The organism is Aeromicrobium alkaliterrae (assembly GCF_039529015.1).
Classification (GTDB): Bacteria; Actinomycetota; Actinomycetes; order Propionibacteriales; family Nocardioidaceae; genus Aeromicrobium; species Aeromicrobium alkaliterrae.
On record NZ_BAAAME010000011.1, the window covers coordinates 1 to 23,198 of the forward strand.

25 protein-coding genes are annotated in these 23,198 nt (G+C 64.8%); 20 read left to right on the forward strand and 5 right to left on the reverse strand.

The annotated features are described in order from the left end of the window. The 9 genes from ABD127_RS18545 to ABD127_RS18585 all read left to right on the forward strand — a co-directional run. Positions 1–1,501, forward strand: a 1,501-nt coding sequence (locus tag ABD127_RS18545; RefSeq protein ID WP_344204269.1) for an RHS repeat-associated core domain-containing protein, incomplete at its 5' end; no start/stop codon positions are given. 248 nt (positions 1,502–1,749) lie between these two features. Beyond that, positions 1,750–1,968 (forward strand): hypothetical protein, encoded by a 219-nt coding sequence (locus ABD127_RS18550; protein ID WP_344204272.1) that lies wholly within the window; start codon positions 1,750–1,752, stop codon positions 1,966–1,968. 475 nt (positions 1,969–2,443) lie between these two features. Beyond that, positions 2,444–2,566: a hypothetical protein gene (locus tag ABD127_RS18555; protein ID WP_344204274.1), complete on the forward strand. Its 123-nt coding sequence runs from the start codon at positions 2,444–2,446 to the stop codon at positions 2,564–2,566. After that, positions 2,563–3,438 carry a DUF4192 family protein gene (locus ABD127_RS18560; RefSeq protein WP_344204275.1) on the forward strand — a complete coding sequence of 292 codons (876 nt, stop codon included), beginning with the start codon at positions 2,563–2,565 and terminating at the stop codon, positions 3,436–3,438. Before ABD127_RS18555 ends, ABD127_RS18560 begins: the two co-directional genes overlap by 4 nt. Positions 3,439–3,960: 522 nt before the next feature. Beyond that, on the forward strand, positions 3,961–4,140 hold the full coding sequence (locus ABD127_RS18565) for a hypothetical protein (RefSeq protein ID WP_344204277.1): 180 nt from the start codon (positions 3,961–3,963) through the stop codon (positions 4,138–4,140). Then, positions 4,137–4,307, forward strand: a complete 171-nt coding sequence (locus ABD127_RS18570; protein ID WP_344204279.1) for a helix-turn-helix transcriptional regulator — start codon at positions 4,137–4,139, stop codon at positions 4,305–4,307. The genes ABD127_RS18565 and ABD127_RS18570 overlap by 4 nt, the downstream gene beginning before the upstream one ends. 8 nt (positions 4,308–4,315) lie before the next feature. Further along, complete coding sequence (locus ABD127_RS18575; protein ID WP_344204282.1) at positions 4,316–4,627, forward strand: single-stranded DNA-binding protein; 312 nt, start codon at positions 4,316–4,318, stop codon at positions 4,625–4,627. A gap of 91 nt (positions 4,628–4,718) precedes the next feature. Then, positions 4,719–4,898 carry an antitoxin VbhA family protein gene (locus ABD127_RS18580; RefSeq protein ID WP_344204285.1) on the forward strand — a complete coding sequence of 60 codons (180 nt, stop codon included), beginning with the start codon at positions 4,719–4,721 and terminating at the stop codon, positions 4,896–4,898. Beyond that, a complete protein-coding gene (locus tag ABD127_RS18585) occupies positions 4,885–5,631 on the forward strand; it encodes a Fic/DOC family protein (protein WP_344204288.1) in 747 nt (248 codons plus the stop codon). Before ABD127_RS18580 ends, ABD127_RS18585 begins: the two co-directional genes overlap by 14 nt. Here the strand turns inward: ABD127_RS18585 and ABD127_RS18590 are convergent. Beyond that, positions 5,628–5,849, reverse strand: a complete 222-nt coding sequence (locus ABD127_RS18590; RefSeq protein ID WP_344204290.1) for a hypothetical protein — start codon at positions 5,847–5,849, stop codon at positions 5,628–5,630. The genes ABD127_RS18585 and ABD127_RS18590 overlap by 4 nt on opposite strands. A gap of 167 nt (positions 5,850–6,016) precedes the next feature. On the opposite strand from ABD127_RS18590, the gene ABD127_RS18595 reads away from it, so the two are divergent. The 5 genes from ABD127_RS18595 (at position 6,017) to ABD127_RS18615 (ending at position 14,507) form a co-directional block, all read left to right on the forward strand. Then, on the forward strand, positions 6,017–8,290 hold the full coding sequence (locus tag ABD127_RS18595) for an AAA family ATPase (protein WP_344204292.1): 2,274 nt from the start codon (positions 6,017–6,019) through the stop codon (positions 8,288–8,290). Between the two features lie 75 nt (positions 8,291–8,365). Further along, entirely contained in the window at positions 8,366–8,782 is a 417-nt protein-coding gene (locus tag ABD127_RS18600; protein WP_344204294.1) for a hypothetical protein, read from the forward strand. A gap of 598 nt (positions 8,783–9,380) precedes the next feature. Then, positions 9,381–12,389, forward strand: coding sequence for an SIR2 family protein (locus ABD127_RS18605; protein WP_344204296.1), 3,009 nt, complete (start codon positions 9,381–9,383; stop codon positions 12,387–12,389). A gap of 179 nt (positions 12,390–12,568) precedes the next feature. Continuing rightward, positions 12,569–13,444, forward strand: a complete 876-nt coding sequence (locus ABD127_RS18610) for a hypothetical protein (protein ID WP_344204298.1) — start codon at positions 12,569–12,571, stop codon at positions 13,442–13,444. A gap of 562 nt (positions 13,445–14,006) precedes the next feature. Then, entirely contained in the window at positions 14,007–14,507 is a 501-nt protein-coding gene (locus tag ABD127_RS18615) for a thermonuclease family protein (RefSeq protein WP_344204300.1), read from the forward strand. A gap of 63 nt (positions 14,508–14,570) precedes the next feature. Here the strand turns inward: ABD127_RS18615 and ABD127_RS18620 are convergent, their stop codons facing one another. Then, positions 14,571–15,086 (reverse strand): hypothetical protein, encoded by a 516-nt coding sequence (locus ABD127_RS18620; RefSeq protein ID WP_344204302.1) that lies wholly within the window; start codon positions 15,084–15,086, stop codon positions 14,571–14,573. Between ABD127_RS18620 and ABD127_RS18625 the strand changes: the two genes are divergently transcribed. Both ABD127_RS18625 and ABD127_RS18630 read left to right on the forward strand, forming a co-directional pair. Continuing rightward, entirely contained in the window at positions 15,085–16,008 is a 924-nt protein-coding gene (locus tag ABD127_RS18625) for a hypothetical protein (protein WP_344204304.1), read from the forward strand. The genes ABD127_RS18620 and ABD127_RS18625 overlap by 2 nt on opposite strands. 110 nt (positions 16,009–16,118) lie before the next feature. After that, complete coding sequence (locus tag ABD127_RS18630) at positions 16,119–17,459, forward strand: AAA family ATPase (protein WP_344204306.1); 1,341 nt, start codon at positions 16,119–16,121, stop codon at positions 17,457–17,459. A gap of 161 nt (positions 17,460–17,620) precedes the next feature. Here the strand turns inward: ABD127_RS18630 and ABD127_RS18635 are convergent, their stop codons facing one another. The 3 genes from ABD127_RS18635 to ABD127_RS18645 all read right to left on the reverse strand — a co-directional run bounded on the left by ABD127_RS18635 (position 17,621) and on the right by ABD127_RS18645 (position 18,884). After that, positions 17,621–18,247 (reverse strand): hypothetical protein, encoded by a 627-nt coding sequence (locus ABD127_RS18635; RefSeq protein ID WP_344204308.1) that lies wholly within the window; start codon positions 18,245–18,247, stop codon positions 17,621–17,623. A gap of 68 nt (positions 18,248–18,315) precedes the next feature. Next, entirely contained in the window at positions 18,316–18,504 is a 189-nt protein-coding gene (locus ABD127_RS18640) for a hypothetical protein (RefSeq protein WP_344204311.1), read from the reverse strand. Then, positions 18,501–18,884, reverse strand: a complete 384-nt coding sequence (locus tag ABD127_RS18645; RefSeq protein ID WP_344204314.1) for a single-stranded DNA-binding protein — start codon at positions 18,882–18,884, stop codon at positions 18,501–18,503. Before ABD127_RS18645 ends, ABD127_RS18640 begins: the two co-directional genes overlap by 4 nt. A 464-nt stretch (positions 18,885–19,348) precedes the next feature. Here ABD127_RS18645 and ABD127_RS18650 point away from each other — a divergent pair, with 464 nt between their 5' ends. From ABD127_RS18650 to ABD127_RS18665, 4 genes are all read left to right on the forward strand, one after another. Then, positions 19,349–19,774, forward strand: a complete 426-nt coding sequence (locus tag ABD127_RS18650) for a plasmid mobilization protein (RefSeq protein ID WP_344204317.1) — start codon at positions 19,349–19,351, stop codon at positions 19,772–19,774. A gap of 200 nt (positions 19,775–19,974) precedes the next feature. Then, entirely contained in the window at positions 19,975–21,381 is a 1,407-nt protein-coding gene (locus tag ABD127_RS18655) for a relaxase/mobilization nuclease domain-containing protein (protein WP_344204320.1), read from the forward strand. A 16-nt stretch (positions 21,382–21,397) separates the two neighbouring features. Then, positions 21,398–22,192, forward strand: coding sequence for a hypothetical protein (locus ABD127_RS18660; RefSeq protein WP_344204323.1), 795 nt, complete (start codon positions 21,398–21,400; stop codon positions 22,190–22,192). A 159-nt stretch (positions 22,193–22,351) separates the two neighbouring features. Next, positions 22,352–23,125 (forward strand): hypothetical protein, encoded by a 774-nt coding sequence (locus ABD127_RS18665; protein WP_344204325.1) that lies wholly within the window; start codon positions 22,352–22,354, stop codon positions 23,123–23,125. Positions 23,126–23,198 lie beyond the last annotated feature (73 nt).

Genomic DNA, 23,198 nt, shown 5'->3' on the forward strand with positions numbered 1-23,198 from the left:
CGACGCCGTCGACAACCTGATCAGCTACCACCAGATCGTCTCGGGACAGCCCGCCGATGTCACGAACTACGCCTACGACGACGCCAACCGTCCCAACCTCGTCCAGAACGCTTTCGGCTTCACGCAGATCGCATCCGATGACGACGGTCGCACCAAGACGATCACGTTCCCCGAACAAGCCGGCTATCCCGGTACGAGACTCGACTACGACTACACCAACGCCGGTCAGCCGGAACTCATGACGTGGAAGACCCGCGACAACGCCAGCCTGGTCGCCAAGTGGGACTACAAGTACACCAAGACAATCCCTGGCACGAGCATCGTCGTCGACACCCCTCAGCAGCAGTCCCGGCAAGTCACGTCCTCGTTCGTGACCGCCGGCACCACGACGTACTCCTACAGCCAGCAGCGGCTCATGAGCGCGACCGACACTGCAGGGCCGGACTACACCTACACCTACGACAACGTCGGCAACATCCTCTCCGAGAAGATCGACACGACTACGACCCACTACGGCTACGACAAAGCCGGAGAGCTCTGTTGGCAGGGCGGCACGGCTGGCACGACCGCTCAGAAGCTGTCACTCACCTGCGCCGCAGGTCCGGCCGGGTCGACGCCGTTCACCAGCGACGCAGCCGGAAACAACCTCGGCACGACAGGCGCACCGCTGACATACAACGACGACTCGCAAGTCACCGCCGTCGGCGGGAAGACGCAGACCTACCTCGATCAGGGCAACGACCTGCGCACCAAGTCCGCCACCACACTTCTGATCAACGGACCACTCGGGATCACCGCCTTCAAGGAAGGCGGCCAGACCGTCTACATCAGCAGGCTCCCAGACGGGACCCCGTTGACGTCTCGACCTACGTACGGGACGCAGTCCTACTTCATCACCGAGCAAGATGGGAGCGTCGCGTTCCTGGTCGACCCGTTTGGCTACAACGTCGGCTCTTACACCTACTCGCCGTATGGCAAGACGACCCTCGGCCCGGGAGTTAGTCAGTACAACCCGTTCCGCTGGGTCGGGCAATGGCAGGAGACCACCGCCTCGGGCGACCCGGGGCTGTACAAGCTCGGGGCCCGTTACTACAGCACCACCGGGCACTTCACGCAGCCCGATGCCATGGAGGGCAACCTGGGTGACCCTCGGACTATGACCGCCTACAACTACGCAGGTGGCGATCCGATCAATCAGGCCGATCCGAGCGGATACAGCGCCGTTGACCGCTTCAAGAAGTTCGTCAAGAAGGCGGACGGCGCACTCGGCAAGGCGGGGCAGGTGATCGGCGTCGCAGAGGTGGGTTACAACCTGTACAAGCGCCGGTGGAAGAAGGCCGCCGCAAAGGCCACGGGTCTCGTTGTCGGCGGCGGAGTAGGTGCCGGGTGCTCAGCTGCAGCATCGGCTACTGGCGTCGGAGTAGCAGCCGTACCGATCTGCGGCACGGTCGGCGGGGTCGCGGGAGACCTTGCGTCGAAGTACGTTGAAAAGAACCTCTAGAGAAGGCAGTGGTATGGAGAGATTTTACCGAGGTCTGTTCATCGTCGGGCTCATCGCGCTCGTCGGCTTCGTCGTGGTCTTCTTCGCGATGGGAGATACGAGCAGGGCGATGGTTCTCCTCCCATTCGCAGTCGGAGGCGTTGTCGCCCAGGTGTTCTTTGTGTGGCTGGATCGCCGAAGGAGCAGGTAGGTTCAGCGGCCGCAGTTGCAACCGATGCCTCCAACGAAACATCAGGACAGGACCCATTTTGAACGCGCGTAGCTGGTCGCGCCGGCGGTTTCTCACTGTGGGTTGCGCACTGCTAGCCCTCATCATCGCGCTTTCCATCGTCGCGGAGCCCGTTGAAGACGGGGCGGGCTTCTGGCTGATTCGCGCGCTCATCATTGTGATTTCGCTTGTGCTGCTGTACGTGACGTTCACGTTCGCGCGCGGTCTGGACGAGCGGCGCCGCAACGGCGAGTCCTGACCAAAATGGTCCACTAACGGAAGCAAACCATTCCGGGGGAGTAGTCCTCGGGAATGTGCCTAGAAGGCCCCCGACCCCGCCAGGTCGGGGGCCTTCTGTTCCCCCAGAACGGGTCCCGCGCCGCTACGCGCGAGGGATCGGACCGGCCTTCGGCCGGGCTCTGTCACCCCCTGGCGGGGGTCCTGGCCTAGCACCGCCTCTCTCCACGTCAAGGACGCTCTTCGGCCAGCTGCGCCGAACAAGTGACTCGGCGCTCGCAAGCTCGCTGATTTCCTCGCAACTTCTCCACTTCGCAGGCACGCGTCCTTGACCCGGAGCCTCTTACGGCGATGCCGGGAGCGGCCTAAGCGGCAGGCAGGAAGAACAGCCAGCCGCCCGGCACACGGACCCACGCGAAGGAGCACCCCATGACCGCCGACGAGATCTCCACCCGAGCCCACGCCGCCTACACCAAAGCCACGACCGCGAGCCCGCCTTGAGGCAACTGCGTATCGCGACTGATGATCTGCCCTGGCACCTGACCGAGGCCGAGCGCTGGGACGCCGTCGCCGCGCTCGAGCACATGACCACCCTCGCCACCGAGGGAGCGACCCGATGAACGGCGTCCACACCACCAACACCCCCGGGGGCCTGGTCGAGGCGCTGCCCGCCCTGTTCGGGTTCGTTCCCACGGACTCCGTCGCCGTCCTGACCACCATGGCGAACGGTCGCCGCATCGGATTCCGCTTGCGCATCGACCGGCGCGAACCGCACCAGCGCGCCGAGATGGCCGACACGATCGCCGGGCACGTTTCGCGCCACGTCGGGAGCGGGGGAGCGGTCATCGTCATCGTCCTGGCCGACGACCTCGACCAGGGCATGAGCGACCTCGCCGCCGTCCTGGACGCGCTCAGTGAGCCCGTGATCGTCGCCGGCGTCGCGCACCTGGGCGTGTTCACCGAGTGGGGGACCGGGAACGTGTGGCCGTACGAGGACCCGGCACACAGCACCGCGACCGTCGCGGCCGTCGCCGCCGGGCAGAACGTCGAGGCCTCGCGAGCGGCGCTGGCCGCGAGCCTCACGCCGACCTACGCCAACGCATACGTGCCCGAAGGGGAGGCCGACACTGCTTTGTGCTTGGCCGTGCTGGCCGGGACCCACGATCTGACCGACGAGGCACGAGTCGCGTTCACTCGCGCGGTCCGCAACATCGGAGTGCGGGACTACCTCTGGGGCGAGGCCACGGCGGAGACCGCCGGGCGTCACGCGGCCACGTGGACCGCCGTGGCGCTTCTGACGCACCGCCGCGACGTCGCCGGCCTCTACGCCATGGCCGCGATGGCGACCTACCTCAGCGGCGACGGCGCCCGTGGCCGCGATCTCGCCGACATCGCGCTCAAGCATGACCCCGAGCAGAGCCTCGCGAAGATCGCCCTCACGGCGATCGACGCCGGCATGAGCCCGGCCCGCTGGTTCGAGATGGTCCAGTAGCCACGGCGGCCGTTCGGCCGGAGAAAAGTTGTGACTCAGGTGACAACTCTCCGGCCGAACGGTGCCCGGTCCCAGGGAAGGGCCAACGGAGTCGGCTCGAACCGTGTTGGCTCGGCGGCCAAGGACCGGGCACCGGGGGAGTGAACTCGACGTGACACCGCACTGCACCCGCGCCGCCACGGAGGGCGGCTCAGCTGGGGTCGGGCACGGAGGCCCGACCAAGAAACTCCACGGCCTCTCGGCCGTGGCAACGGGCCGGCCTGACGGCCGGACAGAGCTCATCACCCCGAAGGGGTGTCCTGGCCTAGCACCGCCTCTCTCCACGTCAAGGCCGCTCTACGGCCCCCGCCCGCGGACAAGTCGATCGGCGCTCGCGAGCTCGCTTATTTCCTCACACCTTCTCCGCGCCCGCGGGCACTCGACCTTGACCCGGAGCCTCTGACGGCGGTGCCGAGATCGGCCTAAGCGGCAGGCAGCAAGCCCGCCGCCCGGCATCCGGACACCCCAGAAGGAGCAACCACTGTGACCACTCAGACCACCGACGCAGGCGTGATCGAGGACCTGATGAACGACGTCCGATCCGAGATCGGAAACGCAGGCTTCGCCGCCCAGGTCGGGCACCGAGACCTCGCCATCGACGCGCTGGCCGTCGCCGCCCAGAAGATCACCGCCGCCCGAGACCTCCTGCAGGAGACCACGTGAAGCCACGCGAACTACTCACTCCCAAGGAAGCGGCCGACTACCTCGGCATCACCGCCGAAGCGCTGGCCGAACGCCACCAGCAGGGCACCGGCCCCAACTACGTCCCCATCACGAAGACCATCACCCGCTACCTCGTCGAGGACCTCGACGAGTGGCAGAACACCTAGGAGAAGCCATGTTCACCAGCACCATCACCATCGAAGGCCGACTGGCCCAGGACCCGACCGCCCTGGAGGCACTGACCGAGTTCGTCGTGCTGACGAACCGACGCGGCCGAGACGACGCGGGGGAGTGGGAGAACACCGACACCACCCGGTACACCGTCAAGGCGTTCCGGACCCTCGGTTCCGCCGCCGCCGACCTCGAGAAGGGCGACAAGGTCGTCATCGTCGGCTCGATCGTCACCGAGACGTGGGAGGACCGCGACAGCGGTCAGAACCGCTACAAGTCGGTCATCCTGGCCGACGCCATCGGCCGCAGCATCTGATGCGCCGGACGGGGGAGCCGTCGCGACGGTTCCCCCGTTCTAGGCCACGAATATCAGGACAAATGCGGTAGAATCGAGATAGGAGGACACCATGACTCAGCACACTGAAACTGGTCGTTCGCGCCTCGTCGCCGAGGCCGAGCACAGCGGGAAGATGGAAGGCCTCACGGTCACCACCACCACGAAGGCGGACGCCGCCAAGTACGTCGCCGGGGAATTCACCACCGACGAGTTGATTGACCGCGCACGCCGCCGCTATGGCCTCGACTGAGTTCGTCGACCCGTACCTCGATCCTGCGACAGGGATCCTGCGCAACAAGCTCGGCGCCACCGACCAGATCGCCCTCGATCAAGCCGAGGGCGATCTGGTGTTTCTGCGGCTCACCAAACTGATGTCCGAAGGGGTGTCTGCTCCGCGCGGCGACCTGGACGAGATTCGCGAGATCCATCGGACCCTGTTCCAGGACGTCTACGACTGGGCGGGCGACATCAGAACCGTCGATATCCGCAAACCCGGCGCCGACGCCCAGCCGTTCCTCGCCGTCTCCAAGATTGAGCTCGCAAGCAGTTACATCCAAGGCGAACTTGCTGACGAGAAGATGCTCCTCGGACTTGACCGCGATGCCTTCATCGGCCGAATTAGCCACTACTACGACCAGTTCAACTACATGCACCCCTTCCGGGAAGGCAACGGCCGCACGCAGCGTGTCCTCATCAGCCGCATAGCGCACCACGCCGGCTGGGAACTGGACTGGAGACAAGTCAGCGGCGAGGAGAACGACGCCGCTAGCCGAGCCGGAGCAGAAGCGTTCGACCTCCAGCCACTGCATCGGATGTTCGACAAGATTGTTATCGGCCCAGCTGCTAGCACCGAAACACAAGAGGGCGCTGAGCGTGCCCGCAGTGCTTTTGGCCACCGAGCAGGACGGCCCCTGACGCCAGACGCCAGCGCCGAACCGAAGTCACCGTCGACGAAGTCGCCTGACCCAAGCTGCGAACGCTAGTCAGCGCCGACTCTTCTCGAGCGAGACCACACGTTCCACACCACCTGACGGTCGTCGTCGCGCGCTGTCGTCAGGTAGGTCCATCCCGCCGCCAACCGGGTTGCCGCGACACGGTCAGCGTCGGAAGCCGACAGGAGCGGGGGAGTGGCGAACCCGTCCGCCTCGAGCAAGGCGCCCGCGGCGTCGTCGAACACGAACGTGTCGACCTCGATCTCCATGCCCGACTATCCCACCCGAGTGCTGCGCGTGCCAGGAGCGGGCTTTCCCGTCGTGGGGCCTATGGAGATGGCGAAATCGGAGCGGTTGGCCCCTCGATGTCGTTGGATGGGGATAGCTCGGCGAAGGTCGAGCCACCCGCGACTTTGCAGTAGATCAGGGGACATTCATGATCGACACCTTGGATCTGAACGGGCTGCCGGCTTTCGGCCCGTCGCCAGCACCGTTTGGGCAGCTCGGGCGGATCAACTTCGTTTTCGGACCCAATGGGTCAGGAAAGACCTCAATCTCTCGCAAGTTCGATGCGCTTAAGGTCGCCCCCGAGGCAGCCAGTTGGGTCGACAGCGATCGCCTGAGTGTCTGGGTCTTCAACCGTGACTACGTCGCGAAAACCTTTCAGGAGGATCAGGACTTGCCTGGGGTCTTTGTCCTGGGTGAGGGACGTGCTGAGGCAATGATCGAACGCGAGCGCCTCGCGTCGCAGCGGAAAGACCTCCACGAACAGATCATTAGTCTTCAGAATCAACTCGGTCCCGAAGCGCAAGACAAGAAGTCGCGAGCGGGCAAACGTGGTGAACTCAGCAACGTCCGAGAGACGCTCGCGGATGCAGCCTGGGCGGCGAAAGACAAGTTGCTCCCGACGTTCAAGGAGATGTTCGCCAAGTACAACGCCAGTCGATCAACATTCGTGGCCGAGGTGCTGCGAGTTCGGGAGGAGCTTTCCGATAGCCGTGATCAGGGCGATGGCGACCGTGAGATCGGCGAGTTGGAGGTGGACGAGCTCCCGGGGCTCGTCTCGCGACTCGACGTACTGCAGCAGCACGCTGGCCAGGAGGCCAGTCTCAGTCCGCTTCCGCCAGAGTTGGAGCGCGGGTCCGGGCCGGTTAGCGAACTTATGTCAAAGCCCGTGCTCGGCCGGAAGGACGCGCCCGTCGCTGCGCTGATTGAACGGCTTAACAACAGTGATTGGGTAGCCGAAGGCCAGAGCCACTTGGACCACACTGAGGGTGTCTGTCCGTTCTGCCAGCAAGAGCTTCCGGAAGGATTCGCCGACCAGTTGGCTGAGTATTTTGACCGTGGCTTCGAAGAAGATATCGCCGCTATTCGTGCCTTCGCCGGCGAAGTCGAAGAGTTCCTCGTCCAGCTCGAGTCGGTGGTCGCGGACCTGGTCAGATTGGATTCAACGCTCTGCGAGATCTCGAGCCAGTCAGATCTCGTTCGAGACTGCGGAGCTCTCGTGCGGCAGATGCGCGCTGGTCTGGCGAGGAAGCTTGAGAGCCCAGCGGCGGTCGTTGAACTGCCCGCCTCTCGCGATGTCGTGGCTCGCTTGGTTGCCGAGCATGTGGGTGCTCAATCCGCGATCGAGGCCCGGCGTGAGCTGCTCGCGAATAAGGCGCTGGCCCTTGAAGAACTTCGCGCTGACGTATGGGCGTTCCTGATTCAAGATCGCCTTTCAGGTGAACTCGACCTCTACGACGTCGCTCGTGAGCCGCTCGAGAGAGCCATCGCCGGGATGGAAGCGAGCGAGGAGCGCAAGAGTCTCGAGCTGCTCGAGATCGATGAACGGCTAAGGGAGCTCGCTCGAGAGGCGGTGTCGAGCGAGCCGGTACTTGATCAGATCAACGAAATGCTGGGTGCCGTTGGATTCACAAGTTTCCGGCTGAATCCATCAGACCAATTGGACGATGGATATCAGCTCGTTCGTGATACCGGAGAGGTGGTGGGGCACACCCTCAGCGAGGGTGAGAGGTCGTTCATCAGCTTCCTCTACTTCGCGCATGAACTGGAGGGGGTCCCCCCTGAGGGCGGCCGCTCGGAGAATGCCGTCGTGGTGATTGACGACCCGATCTCGAGTCTCGACAGCGAGGCTCTGTTCTTCGTCAGTACCTACCTGAGGAATCTGCTGAAACGTGTTGTCGATGGCACTACGGCCGTCAAACAAGTGCTCGTTTTGACACACAACGTCTTCTTCCACAAGGAGCTCACGTACAAGGCATCGAAACTTTGCGGTGGGGCTCGGCACCTTCGCTACTTCGAGATCGTCAAACGCGGTTCAAACGGCAGCATTGTCGTCGCTCACGACACAAACCCCGTGTCGACGGTCTACGACGGTCTCTGGCGACAGGTTCGGCGTGCCCGAGCGGGAGAGGACGTTCCTGGGCTTCAGAACGCGATGCGCAGAATCGTCGAGTCCTACTTCCAGTTTGTCGGCGACCCGCTGCTTGGTGACCTTCCCGCAAGTTTCGAGGGCGTCGATCGATTGATCTGCAAAGCGCTCATCTCATGGGCGCACGACGGCTCGCATGCCTCGTCATTTCTCGACGCTATCGACTACGCGCCCACCGGCAGCTCCAACGAGCAGTGGCTCAACGTGTTCGAGCGCCTGTTCGAGATCGCCAGTCACCGTCAACACTTCGAGGCCATGACTGATCAAGCCGACTGAAGCCTCGTCTGCGCCCCAGCGCGCTATCTCTCGCTTCGATAGTCAGAGACGGCGGCGCGCGGCATGATGTGCAGCATGACTGAAGACGTTGTTGAGCTGTATGTGACCCTCGGGCATCCTGGTGACGACACCTTCAACCTCCGAATGTCTCCAGGAATTGTCGATGAGGTGCTTGCATCGCTCGACGAGCAAGGCATCGCCCACGGCGGAATCATCGAGATGTCCGCAGGTCCCGAGCTGTACATCGAGGCCGTCCGCGTGCTCGGAGGGGCAGGAGGACTCGCCGCTCTCGCGTCCGTCATCAAGACGGTCGTGAAGCGCAACGAGGGCAAGCACTTCCTCATCGAGCGTGACGGAGAAAAGATCGAGGCAGACGGCTATTCAGAAGATGCCGTCGAGCGCATCTTGAAGAACCGGGCGGAGGAGCAGGCGGCGCGGGATCAGGAGTGGAAGCGCGTCCTCGGAGACCAAGACCAGAGCGGCGACACCTGAGCCGCCCCGTAGGCGTGGCGAGACCCTCCAACTCTGATCGACTGATGATTGACATGCGTGCCCGCATCGCGATCGCCTCCTTGCCCAACGCGAAACGCCATACCTCCGCCGTGGAGAGCAGCACTTTCGTGAGCTGGCATTGGACGTGCGGCTGAACGCCCGTCGCTACCACCTACCTGACCGAGTGGATCGGCCTGAGCAGGCTCGACATTCAGCACAACTGACTGGCCGAAGTGAGACGGGGCCCGGCCGTCGACGTGCGATCCTTGGCTTGCCGCTTGGTCTACGAACGAAACAACGCACCCGACTCAACAGTCCACGACGGGAACCGCTGCAGCCCCGTCTACGCGACCCGCCGCACTGCCTTGAAGCCGGCCTGACGGTGGATCGGCTGGGAGGCTGTGGGGGATTGGGGCCCGTCGCAGATACGTGCTAATTGACATAAGGTGTGTTATCGGGCCCGAAAGGATCTGGCGAAAGTTCGAGTGAGAGTAGAGAATCACGGCCAAGCTTCCGCCAATTCCGTCGATGCCTGCGGCAGGTGGCCTCATGTGACGATACGTTCGCCGTGAGTGTTCGACGAACAGGATTGACAAAGATGACGCCAAGAGACCAGTTGGCCCAGGATCTTCGCTCCGGGCGCGTAGTGGTTCTGGTTGGCGCGGGTGTGAGCCTTGCAGCGACTGGCGACGCGAACGCCTCTTGGCCGGGTTTATTGGCCAATGGGGTGGACTTCGCGGAGGCTCGCTACGCGATGGACGCTGACACGGCCGAGATCTGCCGAACGATGCTGAGCGATGCGAGTGCCGAGAACCTACTAGATGTCTCGACCGCGGTGGTCGATTCTATGGGAGGCCAAGAGGGCGCCTTGTTCGAGGAGTGGCTCGGTCGGAGTGTTGGCTATTTGCAAGTCAGTGACGATCGGGTGATCAGGTCGGTCCTGGGCCTTAACTGTCCGATCGTGACGACTAACTACGATTCATTGTTGGAGAACGTTGGTAGTCGGGACCACGTCACGTGGACCATGCCGACCCAAGTTCAACGGGTTCTAGCTGGCCAGTCGCGATCGATCGTTCACTTTCACGGGCATCACAGTGAGCCAAAATCCATCGTGCTGTCACGCCCTAGCTATCAGCTACTGCTCGCGAACAAGTATATCGAGGCACTGCGCCATGGCATGGCTGCCACGAACACGCTGATCTACATCGGATTCGGCGCCGGCATGGACGATGCCAACTTCAGTTCGCTGCGCGATTGGGTGGCTGAGACGCTGGCTGGGACACCGGTCAAGCAGTACCGCCTTTGCCGGGACGACGAAGTAAGTCAGCTGGTGAGCGAGCACGCCGGTGAAGCGATCATCCCCGTACCCTATGGGCCTGGTCACGATGATCTTGCGCCGTTCCTCGAGCAATTCGAAGCGACCGCGGGTACCGACGCACCATTCACTCCCTCGCAGTTGCTCACGAGCCTTGAGAATACGGTCGAGAGCGCGTCGGTCATCGCCCCTCAGACCCCCAACGCCGCACAGCGGCTGACCGACTTCCTCGTTCCGCCGGCTGTTCTGCCCGTCAATCAGGAGCAGTGGGTCCAGGCAGCAAAGTCGCACGACCCGCTCGATAGGCCTAAGCGGTGCAACAACTTTGAACAGTTGGAGCACCCGTTTCTGATGCTGTCGGCCGATGAGAACTCGGGCCTTACCTCGGCACTGCAGTGGTTCGTCGCTCAGCATCACTTGAGGGACGCCTCTCTGATCCCACTCGTGGTCGATGGGCGGTCGCTCGCACAACGGAGGAAGGCGCTAGACAACGCTCTCCGCGAGGAGCTGCGGATCGGTGGGTACTCGATCAGTGACAGGGCCCCCCTCCCGGCTATCGCCCTCGCGATCGACAACCTGGATGCCCTGCCGGCGAAGTTGCTAGCTCGAACGCTCAACTACCTGAGCAACTGGTCACAAGGGCCGCTCATCGTTGGCTGCCGCACGAGCAGCGACATCGATCTCGTGCCAGCAATGCGGGAGCGAGGTCTTGACCCGGCTCAGCGCTTCATCGGTCGAATGAGCAAGAAGGATGTTCGACTCCTCGCGGGTCTGACTGAAGCGCCGGATGCACACGATCTTGCGGACAGGGCGATTCGGGTCGCGCAGTCACAGCACCTACCGACCACGCCCTTCACTTTCTCCATGATCATGGTCGCGGTTCTTCGAGGAGGAAACCTCCTCAACGCGACCTCCCAAACGGCCCTCCTTGATGCGTACCTCGACATCCTGATGGGGCGCGGCAACCCAGACGAGGACTCCCGCTTCGGCCTCGACTCCGAGAACCGCTCGTACGTGGTGGAGACGCTCGCCGAGCTCTACGTGCGGAGCAGGCGAGGGTCAGTAGCGCAAGCGCAAGTCGTTGACGCGCTTGAGACCGAGTTCAACCAGCTCGAGTGGGAGCAGAGTCCCATTGACACGATCAAGGACTTCGAGAGCAGGCGTCTCATCGCCATCCGGGGCACCGAAATCGCCTTCGCCCAAAGTAGCTACCTGCATCTATTCGCCGCGAAGCGCGCCGTTCGCTCTCCAGACTTCCTTGACTACCTGAGAGCTGATCCTCTCTTCTTCGCGCCCATCCTCCAGCACTATGCAGCGCTGAAGAGAGACGACGAAACACTTCTGGTTCACCTCGCCGATCTCCTCGACGGCCTCCAGGTGGAGGCAGAGTTCGAAACCGGAGTATTCGCGACCAGTCATTCAGGGAAGCATGCCGAGTCGGACGCTGCACTTGAATCGGTCAAGGCTCAGATGTCAGCCGTGGCGGCCGCGGACTCGGACGATGACGACCTGTTCGAACTCGACACAGTGTCTGACCGCGACGTCGAGCCTTTCCCACTGACGCCGCTTGAAGACTTCAGCCCCGTCACCCGAGTGGCAGTGACCCTCAGTCTTGTGTCTAGCGTTTTGCGGGACACCGAGATCATGAAGACGGTGGCGATCCGGCGGCGAGTGCTCACGGAGTTGTTGACTGCATGGTCCAACTTCGTCCACTTAGTCGAGACCGATCTGGAGTACAAGGACTTCATTCTCGAGGTTGCAGAAGGACTCGCCGACGAACTCGGCCTCGAGGGCCAAAAGCGGTCGAGCCTCGTCAAACGTTTCCCCGGTCTCTTCGCCTTGGGGATCGGCGTCGGAGGTCTGGCTTCCAATCTCTCGTCGGTGAAGCTTGGCCCCTCACTATCCAAACTGTCGGAGACCTCTGAGTTCCTTCGTCATCCGGGCCGGGCAACGCTGGCGTCCGTACTAGCTTTCGACATCCAAAGCGACGGCTGGTCGGAACTCCTACTAGCGGTCGGAGAACGTCATCGCGAGATTGACGCCGTCTCAAACTTCCTCCCAACACTCGCCCAGCAGGCGCTCATCCGCCAAGAGCTCACCACGGAGGACTCAGATAACCTCCTTGACTTCGTCACCTCAACCAACATGAGTCGGGGAGCGCCAAGGGCTCAAAGTGTCCACTTCCGAAACGGACTCAAGAAGCAAGTCATGACGCACCGTCTCGCTTCCCCTCAACCAGTTCTGCCGCCTGGCACCTCGGTCCTGCAGAACGATCAGCTCGATCAGGCCTGAACAGTGTCCGTACCCTCTGCAGTGGCCACAGCCGCAAGCGGTCGGCGCATTCCGGTATCGAAGTTTCGTAGCGAAAGGAACTAAGGGCAGCGACGTTCGATCATCGATCCGTCTGCCGGTGGTCAGCCAGAGTTGCAGAAGGACCTCAAGCCGGCGGACAGGTCCACTACCGTGAGCGTGTGCCATTTCACGCCACCGTCGTTCAGGTCCTCGTCGCCTCGCCCGGGGACACCCAAGCCGAACGCACAGCGATCCTGACTGACACCTCCAGGTGGAACGGCCGCAACGCTCAGGGCCGCGGTTTCATCCTCTCGCCGTGGTTGTACGAGTTGCACGCGACTCCAATCTATGGCGACCGCCCGCAAGCGATCATCAACCGACAGGGCGTCGACAGGTCTGACGTTGTGGTAGCTGTCTTCGGCACCAAACTCGGCACTCCGACTGGGGTTGACGTCTCCGGGACAGTCGAGGAGATCAAGCGCGCACACGAGCTGGGCAAGCCCGTGCACGTGTATTTTTCTGCCGCTGACCTGCCCCACGACGCAGACTTGCAGGACCTTGCCGCCCTGAAGGACTTCAAGGAGGCTTTCGAGGGTCTCTACAGCACGTACTCCGACCCCGCCGATGTCGCTCGCCAGGTGCGCGACGCACTCGAGTACGACCTCGACGCATTCGATGCACTTCCCGCTCCCGTGGCAGCTGCTGGTGCCAGGCTTGACGTTTCCCACGAGCACCAGACGGAGCAATCGGGCATCGACAAGAAAGGGAAGGTGAAGTACCGCCACATCGTCAGGGACCTGGTTATCAAGAACTCGGGCGACGGCGATGCCGAGGATCTCTGTTTCAAAGTAGAGCTTGTTGACGACGGCGGTCCGGTTCACCTGGACGCTGAGTCAGACGATGACGGTTGGGTGACCGTCGGTGATCTCAGCGACGGATCAAGTCGCAGTTGGACATGCTTCCCCATGGCTAGGCGCGCGGACATACGAGTCCTCACCAGGTGGGCCGAGAACGGGAATGTTCACACTAAGACTTTCACGACTACCGTCACATGAGATCGGGGCAGCCCGCTAGATCAGGACAGTGGAATTGGCCCTACTGCCGCTGTCTCGAGATGTAGTTCGGCTAAGCCGGTTGCGGTCGAGGGCGTTGAGAGACCCCGGTTCCCAGTGCAGGCTATGCACGGTCAGCCCGGAAACGGTCGTTTGTGAACAGCGGCTCGGCCCGGCCAACCGCGGCCGGTATCCCGCTCACGGTGTCGACCGAAACTACGACCGAAACCTGTTCGAACCGAGACGCAGTTAGGTCAGTTCCGGCCCGGCGCGAGCCAACCGGCCGTCTCCGGCCGACTCGTGCTCGAGTGGAAGCACGAAGGGCGCGACTGGGTTGCCCGGGTGGGGTGGGTCGTCGATCGCGACGAGCGCCGGAGCGACGAGCCGCCGTATGTCATCGCCTGGGTGCCTCGCCGGCTCCTGGGCCCGGTGCGGTCAGACCCGAACGAGACGGGTCCTTATCGATCGCGGCGCTAGTGCTGGGGTCGTCGGGAGGTTCCACCGTGAGTCAGTCGCCCTCACCAGCTGATGCCGTCCGGACCCTCGACGGCGGCAGGATGACCCCATGAACCTCGCGCGCACCGTGGCGGCCGCCATCGTGCTCATCGGTGTCGCAGGATGCGGCACCCGAGAGCCGATCGCCGAGACGTCGCTGTCGGAGGTCGTGCAGGTCGAGCGGGTCGTCGACGGAGACACGGTGTGGGTCACGACGGCCAATGGCCACTCCGAGAAGGTCCGCATCCTCGGCATCGATACCCCCGAGCTTTCGGAGCCGGCCGAGTGCTGGGCGGCCGAAGCGACTAACGCGCTAGCGCTGGCACTCTCGCGCGACGGCGTCACGGTCGAGCTCGTGACTGACCCGATGGCCGATGACCGCGACCAGTACGGGCGCCTCCTGCGGTACGTCGAGGTCGACCAGGTCGACGTCGGCCTCGAGCTCGTCGAGCAAGGGCACGCCTACCTCTACCGAGACGCCGACGACCTCACCCGCACCGACGCCTACCAAGACGCACGTGAGACCGCGCAAGACCAGAAGGCTGGACTCTGGGGAGCCTGCGACCGCTAACGCTCGTTCGAACGTCGGCTGTCTGCTCGGGACTGCTGCGCAGCCGAGCAAGATCAGATCTGCTTAGGCTTCTTCGAAGTGGATCTCGAGCATGCGGAATGTCGTGTCGTCGGTGTGCAACTCGTGGAGGAAAAAGTCCTGGTGGTCGACGATCGCCCAGCCTTCGCCGCGGGCGACCTCGTCACTCACCAGCTCCACGCGGAAGTTGAGTCCGACACGGTCGACGCGGCCGCTCGGATGCCAGTCCTCCCCGGGTCGCCCCCAGATGTACGCGTACTTCGGGCGTAGAAGCTTGCCGAAGTAGGTACCGGCCATGTGCTGAGGAGGGCCAACCTCGACGTGGTCGCCGGCCGTGGTCGTCGATTCACTCATGCTGGTTTCGACGGCGACGCCGGTCGTGCTCCGTGATGACCACTCCAGCGGCTGGCCTCGGTAGACGAAAGCCTCCTCGACGGCAGGGTCCTGGGGGAAATCCGCCGAGATCACGCCACGGGCGAATGCGTACTGCGCCCCTAGCAGCGGGCCAAGAATCTTGAGAAACGGCCCGCAGTCGGTCAACCCGGAGTTAGCCTCAGCCATGAGCCCACGCTACCGCTCCATCGCCGCCTCGCTGAGCGCCTTTGCTGTTCTGGTTGCGCTCCCTCAGATCGCGAGTGGCGAGGAGGCGACCACCACCGAACCGCCGGCCTCTGCGGAGGAGCCCTCGGTCGAGGATCTGCCGACATACGAGGATGATCCGGAAAACCTTATTGCTCCGGACGACATTCCCGAAGTCGCAGGCGAGGCGTGCGACGACTTCGCACGCCAAGAGGCCGAAGACCCCTCAATCGCGAACCCGTGGCTCTGCCTCGAGAGCGAAGTCACCGAAACGCTCGCGGACGGCTCAACTGAGACGACAGAGCTGGTCGAGACCCCCGACGGGGCCGAGCCGGCCGAGTACAGCGACACTGTCGCTTCGTTCTTCTTCCCACGCTCGGTTGACGGACCTTTCGCTCCCGACGCTTCCGAGACCGTGCCGGCCCTGTACAACCCCCTGCAGCAGGCGACGACCCTTCCCGCACGTGTGATTGATGGATACCACTCGAGGATCGAGGGGAAGCTCTATTGGAGTGTGAACCAGTCTTCGGGCTACATCACCTTCAACATCAACACCGCACTCGCAGGACGCAGCGCAGACGTCGCCATGAACTATTTCTCGCAGAATGGGAAGCCGATCATCCTCAACTGGCGGCTCCGCCTCCGGCAGCATGTCGGCAACCTCCGCCCTGACAACAACATCTTCAATTTCCCGGCTACGTACGGTCCGGGCTCAGCGCGCGCCTCGTACTCGGTCACCGAGGGCCGGTACGGCGCCGGCCACAACAAGCCACCGCCGGGGCGCAAGAACCTCTTCTACGACGCCTACGGATTCTCTGTCCGAGTGAACGGGACGAAGGTGGCGGCAAGCAGCTCGGTCCAGTCCGACCGGTTCAACTGCACCAGCACCAGGTGCACGTTCTAGGGACGCGGACCGAGCACCAGCTGCGGCCGTTATGCGGGCGACCAGGGCTGGCCGTCCACCCCGGTTACTCACCTCGCCGTCAGTGAGTTCTGACCGTCTGACGTTATGGTTTGTTATGGAAGGCCTCTTCCATAACAAACCATAACGAGGTGGCGACGGTGGATCTGCAGCCCTACACGCCTGGTGCTCTCCCGCGGTACCTCGCTGGTCGCGAGGCTGAGATGCGGCGGGTTCGCCGGCTCTTGGCTCCGACGGCAGCGTACGGCGAGATGGCTGGACCGCCGACGGTGTTCCACGCCGTTCGGGGGCTGGGGAAGACGTCGCTGCTGCGTCACGCGCAGCGTGAGGCCGAGGCGCAGGGATTCGTCACCGCTTGGGTCGCGTGTACGAAGGGCACCCCCTACCTGCCCGATCTCGACGCGGCTGTTCGCCGCGGGATCGCTCGCACCGACCTGGGCGAGCCTGAGGGCACGTGGGCCAACCGCAAGCGCACGCTCGGAGCGGAGCTGGGTCTGCCGGGCCTGAAGCTTTCCGCGCAGCTCGAGGCGGAACAGTCAGCCGCCGACGAGGCCAGCGGTGTGGTCGACACCGTGCAGCAGTACCTCCACGAAGCGGCCAACCGCGTTCGCGACGCAGGCGGCGCCGGTCTGGTCGTCTTCATCGACGAGTGGCACGCCGGCCGCGAGACCGACACCGGCATCTTGCTCAACGCCGTCCAGTCCCTCGGCGGCCGGCCAGAGGAGAACCCGCTCGCTGTCGTCGGCGCCGGGCTGCCGTCGGTGGTCGGGACGTTGACCAAGGCGGCCACGTTCGCCGAGCGCAGCACCTGGGTCCCGCTGCAGACCCTCGACCCCGACCCGTCTCGAGAGCTCCTGCTCGAACCGGCCGCCGAGCTGGGCGTCAGCTGGGACCCAGTCGCCGTTGACGTCGTCGCCTCGCAGGCTGGCGGTAACCCCTACTTCCTCCAGCTCATCGCGGCCAACGCGTGGGAGGCTGCCGACCCCGAGCGCGGTGACACGATCACCGAGGCGCACGTTGAGGCAGGCCTCGTCGGTGTTCGTGCTCAAGTCGTTGAGATGTATGAGGCGCGGTGGCAGGCCGCGGCGCCGGCGGAACGGAAGTTCCTCGTGGCCATGGCTGCGACCGGTGAGCCGGTCGTCGCTCGAGGCGACGTCGCCACCGCTATGGGCGTGTCCTCGGACAACCTGTCGGTGCCGAGGGAGCGTCTGATTGACAAGGGCATCATCGAGGAGGCCGGTCGTGGCCGGCTCCGGTTCACCCTGCCGGGCTTCGGTGACTACGTCGCCGAACAGGCCGATCAAGGACGCGACCTGCGCGAGGCCGCGTTTCCCCGGAAGCCTCGTCGAGGACCTGGTCCTGCGATCGGCGGCACCGATCAGCAGCGCCCCATCACCAGGTCTTCGCAGCGCCCGCCCGAGCTCGGCAGGTAGATCACCCGCGGCACCCGGCGGCATCCCGAGCCGGTCGAGGATGAGTTCCCTGCCGCGGATGGTCGGAGCGAGGGTCAGCGGGAGTCCCACCCTCCGGGGTCGCCTCTTCTCGCGCTTCTTCGGTTTCTTCCCGCCGGCGCTGGCGTAGAAGACGCGCTTGATCAGGTCTCGGGGTGCAGGTCGCGCCTTGCGATCTCGGGGTAGACGTCGTCTACGAACCGCTCGATGATGTCGACCTGAGTGCGGTAGAGATCGTACCAAGCAACGCCCTTCACTTTCTTGAGACCGTTGCCCTGGTAGCACTCGAACATCGATCGAAGCGCACCTGTGTAGTCGTAGCTGAACTTCTGGATCGCCTTGACCGCCTCAGTGGAGCAATGGATCTGCACGGCCACGATTAATTCATCGACCCTGGTTCCTGTGCCGTTCAGAGACTGACCCTTCGCCCTCGCTTCGTCGAGGTCTGCCTGGACAGTGGGGGTGATCGTCGGGAACTCTTCGTCGTGCCCTGATTGAGCGAGAACGAATTGCGCCCAGACGTGCTCCAACTGCATCCACGCCCAGCGGGTGTAGTTCAGAACTTCTTGATGAACCTCACGGCGGGACTCGCGCCACATCGCGCGCTCGGCGTCCTTGCGATCTTCTAGGCGCTGTGCTGACTGCGCTTCGCGGTCGCGCCTTCGCTCGTCGGCATCCTGACGACGCCGACGAGACTCGGCAACGTTCGTGACGATGAGCGTGATCAAGACGGGTACGACGGTCAGCAGGAGAGTCTGCCACCACTTCATCTACGCAGTATCGCGCTATCGACAGACACAACAAGGCCCGACTTATGCTTGAGCTGGGATAGTCCTCATTAGCCGATGCGCCGGGTGAGATCTCGGAAGCGCCCCAGCTCGGCCGCTTTGTAGCGGATCGTCCGGCCGGTGATGCGGACGTAGGTCGGCCCCTGGTCGTGCTCGCGCCACGACGTCAGACGGTCCTCGTCGATGCCGAGCCACGCCGCAGCCTGACCCGGCGTCAGCAGGGTCGGCAGACCCCTCATGCGTCGTCCTCTGCCGGCTTGCCGGGAGCCTTCGTGACGGCCACCGTGGCGAACCTCAGAGACGCCCCGATCGCGTCGGCGATGACATGGTCGGCGTACCTGGTCTGAGCGCTCTCGCGGTCCTCCCAACGGTCGGTCTCGACCCGTCCGACCACGACAACGGTTGCTCCCTTCGGCAGCTCCGCGGCGTGCTCAGCTAGGTGCCCGTAGGCCTTCACTCGGTGGCGCGTGGGGGTCGCGTCGACCCACTCCCCTGCGTCGTCTCGGACGCGACGGTTGACCAGGACGACGAGCTCAACGACGGGCGTTCCGAGTCGGGCGGTGAAGCTGAGGTCGGGCTCTTGGGCGAGGTTCCCCTCGAAGGTGATCGTGTTCAACATGGTGTTCTCCTCATCGGCGGATTCCGGAGACGGGTCGTCTCCAGGTGGTCACCGGAGGCGGGGTGCTTGTGGCCCTGAACCACATCACCTCCCGCTCCCGATAACTGCCGAGAATTCCGATCTGAGGCCCTGGCAAGGGTCGAGGTACGAGACACGTCTTGCCCTTGCCAGGGCCTCAGATCGGGACAGAATTCCGGCGTCGGGAGCGGGGGGTGTACCGCCCATCGGGCGGACAGGAGTCACCGGCGCGAAGCGCTCTGCTCTATGCCGGCACAGTCGGCGCTCTAATGGCACGCCCTAGGACGGCCACGGACCTCAACGCCGTAGGCGAAGCGGAGCAAGATAGTGCTTAAGTAAACTTAAGCGGCTCAGAGGCTCGACTTCGCCGGCCCCTTCGGCGACACTGGGAGTGTCGGAACCCCATTCGGGGGCGCTGCGCTGGGCAAAGAGCGGGGGTGTTGGTGGTGGCTGAGAACGATGCGGAGGGCACGTCGGTGGGTCGCCAGCGGCGCTCGCGGATCGCCGGTGGAGCGCGGTCGAAGACGATCGGCGTGAGGGTCACGCCCGAGGAGCGAGCCGAGGTCGAACGGCTCGCCGGCGAACGTGGAATGACCCCTCCGGAGCTGCTGCTGTCAGCGGCGCTGACGGAGTCGATCGAGGGTGCCGACCAGGTCGCTGAGCGGCGCCTGGTGGCGGCCGAGCTGATGGCCGTGCAGCGGATCATCGGACGCACGGCGGACAACATGAACCAGATTGCGAAGAAGGCCAACACCGTCCACGAGGTGCCTTCGGACTTCACCGCGGCGGTCGCTGAGGCCCGCACGGTGTGGTTCCGGTGCGAGCAGGTGCTCGAGGAATTCGTCGAGCTGAACCGGCGGGCCGGCGCATGATTGTGAAGATCAGCCGGGGCGGTAAGGCGTCGGGTCTGATGCACTACCTGGCGGGTCCGGGACGTCGTAACGAGCACGAGACCCCGCACCTCGTCGCGGGCTCCGCGGGGCTGATGTCGTGGTACTCCACCGACGAGTTGAGCACGTCAGATGCGTACCGGTTGGGCATGCACCTGGAGGCCCCGAATCGGGAGTTCGGGGTGAGTGTCACGCAGGCGGTCAAGAGCTTCGACGAGGAGGCCGGGACACTCCGTCCGACCGGTGAGCGGCGCGACGCGCACGTGTGGCACTGCTCCCTCTCGCTGGCTCCTGGACACCCGGATCTGGACGACGAGAAGTGGGGCGCGATCGCCAACGACTTCGTCGACGCGATGGGGTTCACCGAGACCTCCGGCAAGGCCCCCTGTAGGTGGGTCGCGGTCCAGCACGGGCCGAGCATCAACGGCGGCGCGCACATTCACATCGCGGTCAACCTGGTCCGTGAGGACGGCACCAAGGCCGACACGTTCCGCGACTACAAGCGGGCGTCGACCGCGGCCGCCGAGCTCGAGGTCAAGCACGGGCTCGAGGTCGTCGAGGGACGCGAGGTCGGACGCTCGGCACGACCGGAGCTCATGCGGGAGCTCGCCGCCGTCGAGGCCGGCGAGACCACCGAGACCCCTTCGGCGCGGATGGCACGCACCGTCCGGGCGTGTGCCACGGCGTCGGAGAGCGAAGCCGAGTTCGTGCGCCGGCTGCGCCGCGAAGGTCTCTGGGTGCGGCCGCGGTTCGCGGCCGGTGGCCACGACGTCGTCGCGGGATTCTCCGTCGCGGAGCGCCCCGCCCACGGCGAGCGTGCCGAGTGGCGCGCGGCCGGCAAGCTCGGCCGAGACCTCACACTCCCCCGGCTGCGTGACAGTTGGGGTAAAGACACCGGCGCCCTGACCGGCGCCGACGCGCACGCCGCGATCGACGCGGCCGACGAATGGGCGGCCGCCTGGCGCGGTGCACCGACCGTGCGGGCCGAGGCTGAGCCGGTCGAGGTCACCGGTGAGGACCTGCGCCGCTGCGCGTCCGAGCTGGCCGATCTGAACAAGAGCCTGACGTCGATCTCGCTTCGCGATCACGCCGCGTGGGCCGAGGCCGCACATGACGCCTCCGGTGTCCTGGCGGCGTGGAGTCTTCGCACCGAGCAGACGCCCGGCGAGCTGGCCGTGGCGTCAGACCAGCTGGCACGGGCCGCGGCGCTGCACCGCCGCGAGATGCCCGAGCGCCGCACCCCTGTGCGGACGCGGTCGGCCGCCAGCACGGCGCTGGCCCTGGTCGCTGCCGGCAGCGGCGGACGCGCGGGTCAGGCTCTCGTGGTCCGTCAGCTGATCGTGACGGCGAAGGCGCTCACGATCGCGGCCGACCGGACCGGGCAAACCCGCCAGCTCCGCCGGTGGAACGACGCAGCGCGCCGCGACCTCGAGACGGTCGCGACGCGCCTCGAGCAGGGCGCCCGGGTCACCCCGGGTGTTGGTCGACCGACCGAGGCACAGCGGCCGGCACCGGCGCTGCCGAACGAGCTACAGCGCGCCCGTGAGCGTGCGCAGCGTGGCCGCGATGGACGCGACCACGGACGATGAGATCGGGGGATCGACGATGAGTGACGCCACAGAGGATCCCGGCGGCGACGTCGGCAACAAGGCCATCCGCGTGACGATGGTTGCCGCGAGCATGGCCGCCTCACGTCTGGCGCGTGAGCTTGCGGAGCGTCAGCAACGACGCCGCGAGGAGGCCGAGCTCGAACGGGCCCAGTCCGATGCCCGCTGGCAGGCCGAGCGCGCGACCGCGCAGAGCCAGGTGCGAGCGGCTGACGCGGCCTGGCTGCAGGCGGCCTCGGCGGAGGAGGCGGCCAGGACCTGGTCGACCGCGCACGCGTGGGCCGAGGTCGACCCCGCCTTCCGTGGTGACGCCGACCGCATCCGCGCCGGCATCGAGCAGCGGTGGGGTGTGAGCGTGAGCGCCAGCGACACCGAGGCGTCGCTGCGGGAAGCGGCCGACCGCCAGCGCTTCGACGCTCGGGCCGAGGACGGCGCCCGCGTCGTCGACGAGGTCGCCGCCGGCAGCATCCTGGCGGACACCCCGGCCGAGCTGGCCGCGCTCGAGGACGCGGACCGGCACGCCAGCAACGCCGGCGACCATGAGGCCGCTGCCGCGAGCCTGGACGCCTCGGCCGACGCCGCGGCGTACGACAGCCAGGCGCGACGAGACCAACTGGTCGACCGCGCCACAACAGCCGGCGTCGACCCAGTCACGGCGCGGGGGCGAGGTCGCGCGGCCAACGCGAACGCCGAACCGGTCAAGAACGCGACCCAGTCGAGCAAGACACCCAAGAAGGCCGGCCGCCGCGGCCGCGCCAACGGCCGCGAGCGCTCTGACCAGCTGACCCGTTGACTGACGCGACCGCCGGCCAACAGGAGACGGCGAGGGCATGCTTCGCCATCGCGCACGTTCTCGTCCGTCGCTGGCGGCGCCTTCTGCGGGTGGCGGCGAAGTTCCGCGAGATCGGGAGATCTGCTCACTCGGCCTCGGCCGTGGCGATAACCTGCGCAGATGTCGCGGTCAGACGATCCAAGCTTGTGGTCGGAGCAGCAGATCAAGAAGCAGATCTCTCTCGAGTTGAAACACGCCGCAGTGAAGGCTGGCAATCAGCTCCGAGCCGGAGAAGTGATGGGGTACTCATCGCCGGGGTCGTTCTCGAAGCTGCTGAAGGGCACCACGCGACTGAAGGTCGAGCGTGCGGAACTGATGGACGAGTTCCTCGAGCCCCACGGAGGCACGCAAGGTCCGCACTCCCTCGTGGATCTCGCCGCACTGCTGCATCGACGTCCGGAGCCGAAGGCGACCGACGTGATGCTCGCGTCCCCCATGTCAGCCGCTGGCGACGACTATGAGGGTGATCAGAAGCTTGCGATGAAACTCGTCAACGAGCTCCGGCGCAAGAATCACACCGTCTACTACGCCGGTGAGCGCCTGAAGCGGCCTAGCAAATTCGACGCGTACGACGTTGCCTACAAGGAGAACGTCGACCACATCATGAACTCACGAGTCTTCGTGCTCTATCTGCCTCGCGACATCGCGGAGGCCGTTGGTCCCCCTAGTTCTGTTTGGATCGAGCTCGGCATGGCTCTTGCGCGTGGCATCCCTGTGACGATCTTCGCGCCTGAGTCGACGGTGCTGCCATATGTCGTTCGACGGGCAGTCTCCGATGAGGCGTCACCGTCTCGCCATGTTCTGGATGTGCGGTACTTCGATGACCCGAAGAAGCCTGCTGCGTGGATTCGAACCCATGGAGACACAGTGATCAATGGGTTGTCGCGCCGCTGAGGAGTCGGCGTGTCGAGCCCGCGGGACGGGGTTCGTGGTGCAAGATCGAGGTGGTTAGTCGCACGATTTGACT

What these genes read in the sequence shown, in the direction of transcription:
- ABD127_RS18560 (WP_344204275.1), top strand. Translation starts at nt 2,563, where the DNA reads ATGAACGGCGTCCACACCACCAACACCCCCGGGGGCCTGGTCGAGGCG.
- ABD127_RS18575 (WP_344204282.1), top strand. Translation starts at nt 4,316, where the DNA reads ATGTTCACCAGCACCATCACCATCGAAGGCCGACTGGCCCAGGACCCG.
- ABD127_RS18580 (WP_344204285.1), top strand. Translation starts at nt 4,719, where the DNA reads ATGACTCAGCACACTGAAACTGGTCGTTCGCGCCTCGTCGCCGAGGCC.
- ABD127_RS18585 (WP_344204288.1), top strand. Translation starts at nt 4,885, where the DNA reads ATGGCCTCGACTGAGTTCGTCGACCCGTACCTCGATCCTGCGACAGGG.
- ABD127_RS18590 (WP_344204290.1), bottom strand. Translation starts at nt 5,849, where the DNA reads ATGGAGATCGAGGTCGACACGTTCGTGTTCGACGACGCCGCGGGCGCC.
- ABD127_RS18595 (WP_344204292.1), top strand. Translation starts at nt 6,017, where the DNA reads ATGATCGACACCTTGGATCTGAACGGGCTGCCGGCTTTCGGCCCGTCG.
- ABD127_RS18600 (WP_344204294.1), top strand. Translation starts at nt 8,366, where the DNA reads ATGACTGAAGACGTTGTTGAGCTGTATGTGACCCTCGGGCATCCTGGT.
- ABD127_RS18605 (WP_344204296.1), top strand. Translation starts at nt 9,381, where the DNA reads ATGACGCCAAGAGACCAGTTGGCCCAGGATCTTCGCTCCGGGCGCGTA.
- ABD127_RS18615 (WP_344204300.1), top strand. Translation starts at nt 14,007, where the DNA reads ATGAACCTCGCGCGCACCGTGGCGGCCGCCATCGTGCTCATCGGTGTC.
- ABD127_RS18625 (WP_344204304.1), top strand. Translation starts at nt 15,085, where the DNA reads ATGAGCCCACGCTACCGCTCCATCGCCGCCTCGCTGAGCGCCTTTGCT.
- ABD127_RS18620 (WP_344204302.1), bottom strand. Translation starts at nt 15,086, where the DNA reads ATGGCTGAGGCTAACTCCGGGTTGACCGACTGCGGGCCGTTTCTCAAG.
- ABD127_RS18635 (WP_344204308.1), bottom strand. Translation starts at nt 18,247, where the DNA reads ATGAAGTGGTGGCAGACTCTCCTGCTGACCGTCGTACCCGTCTTGATC.
- ABD127_RS18640 (WP_344204311.1), bottom strand. Translation starts at nt 18,504, where the DNA reads ATGAGGGGTCTGCCGACCCTGCTGACGCCGGGTCAGGCTGCGGCGTGG.
- ABD127_RS18645 (WP_344204314.1), bottom strand. Translation starts at nt 18,884, where the DNA reads ATGTTGAACACGATCACCTTCGAGGGGAACCTCGCCCAAGAGCCCGAC.
- ABD127_RS18660 (WP_344204323.1), top strand. Translation starts at nt 21,398, where the DNA reads ATGAGTGACGCCACAGAGGATCCCGGCGGCGACGTCGGCAACAAGGCC.
- ABD127_RS18665 (WP_344204325.1), top strand. Translation starts at nt 22,352, where the DNA reads ATGTCGCGGTCAGACGATCCAAGCTTGTGGTCGGAGCAGCAGATCAAG.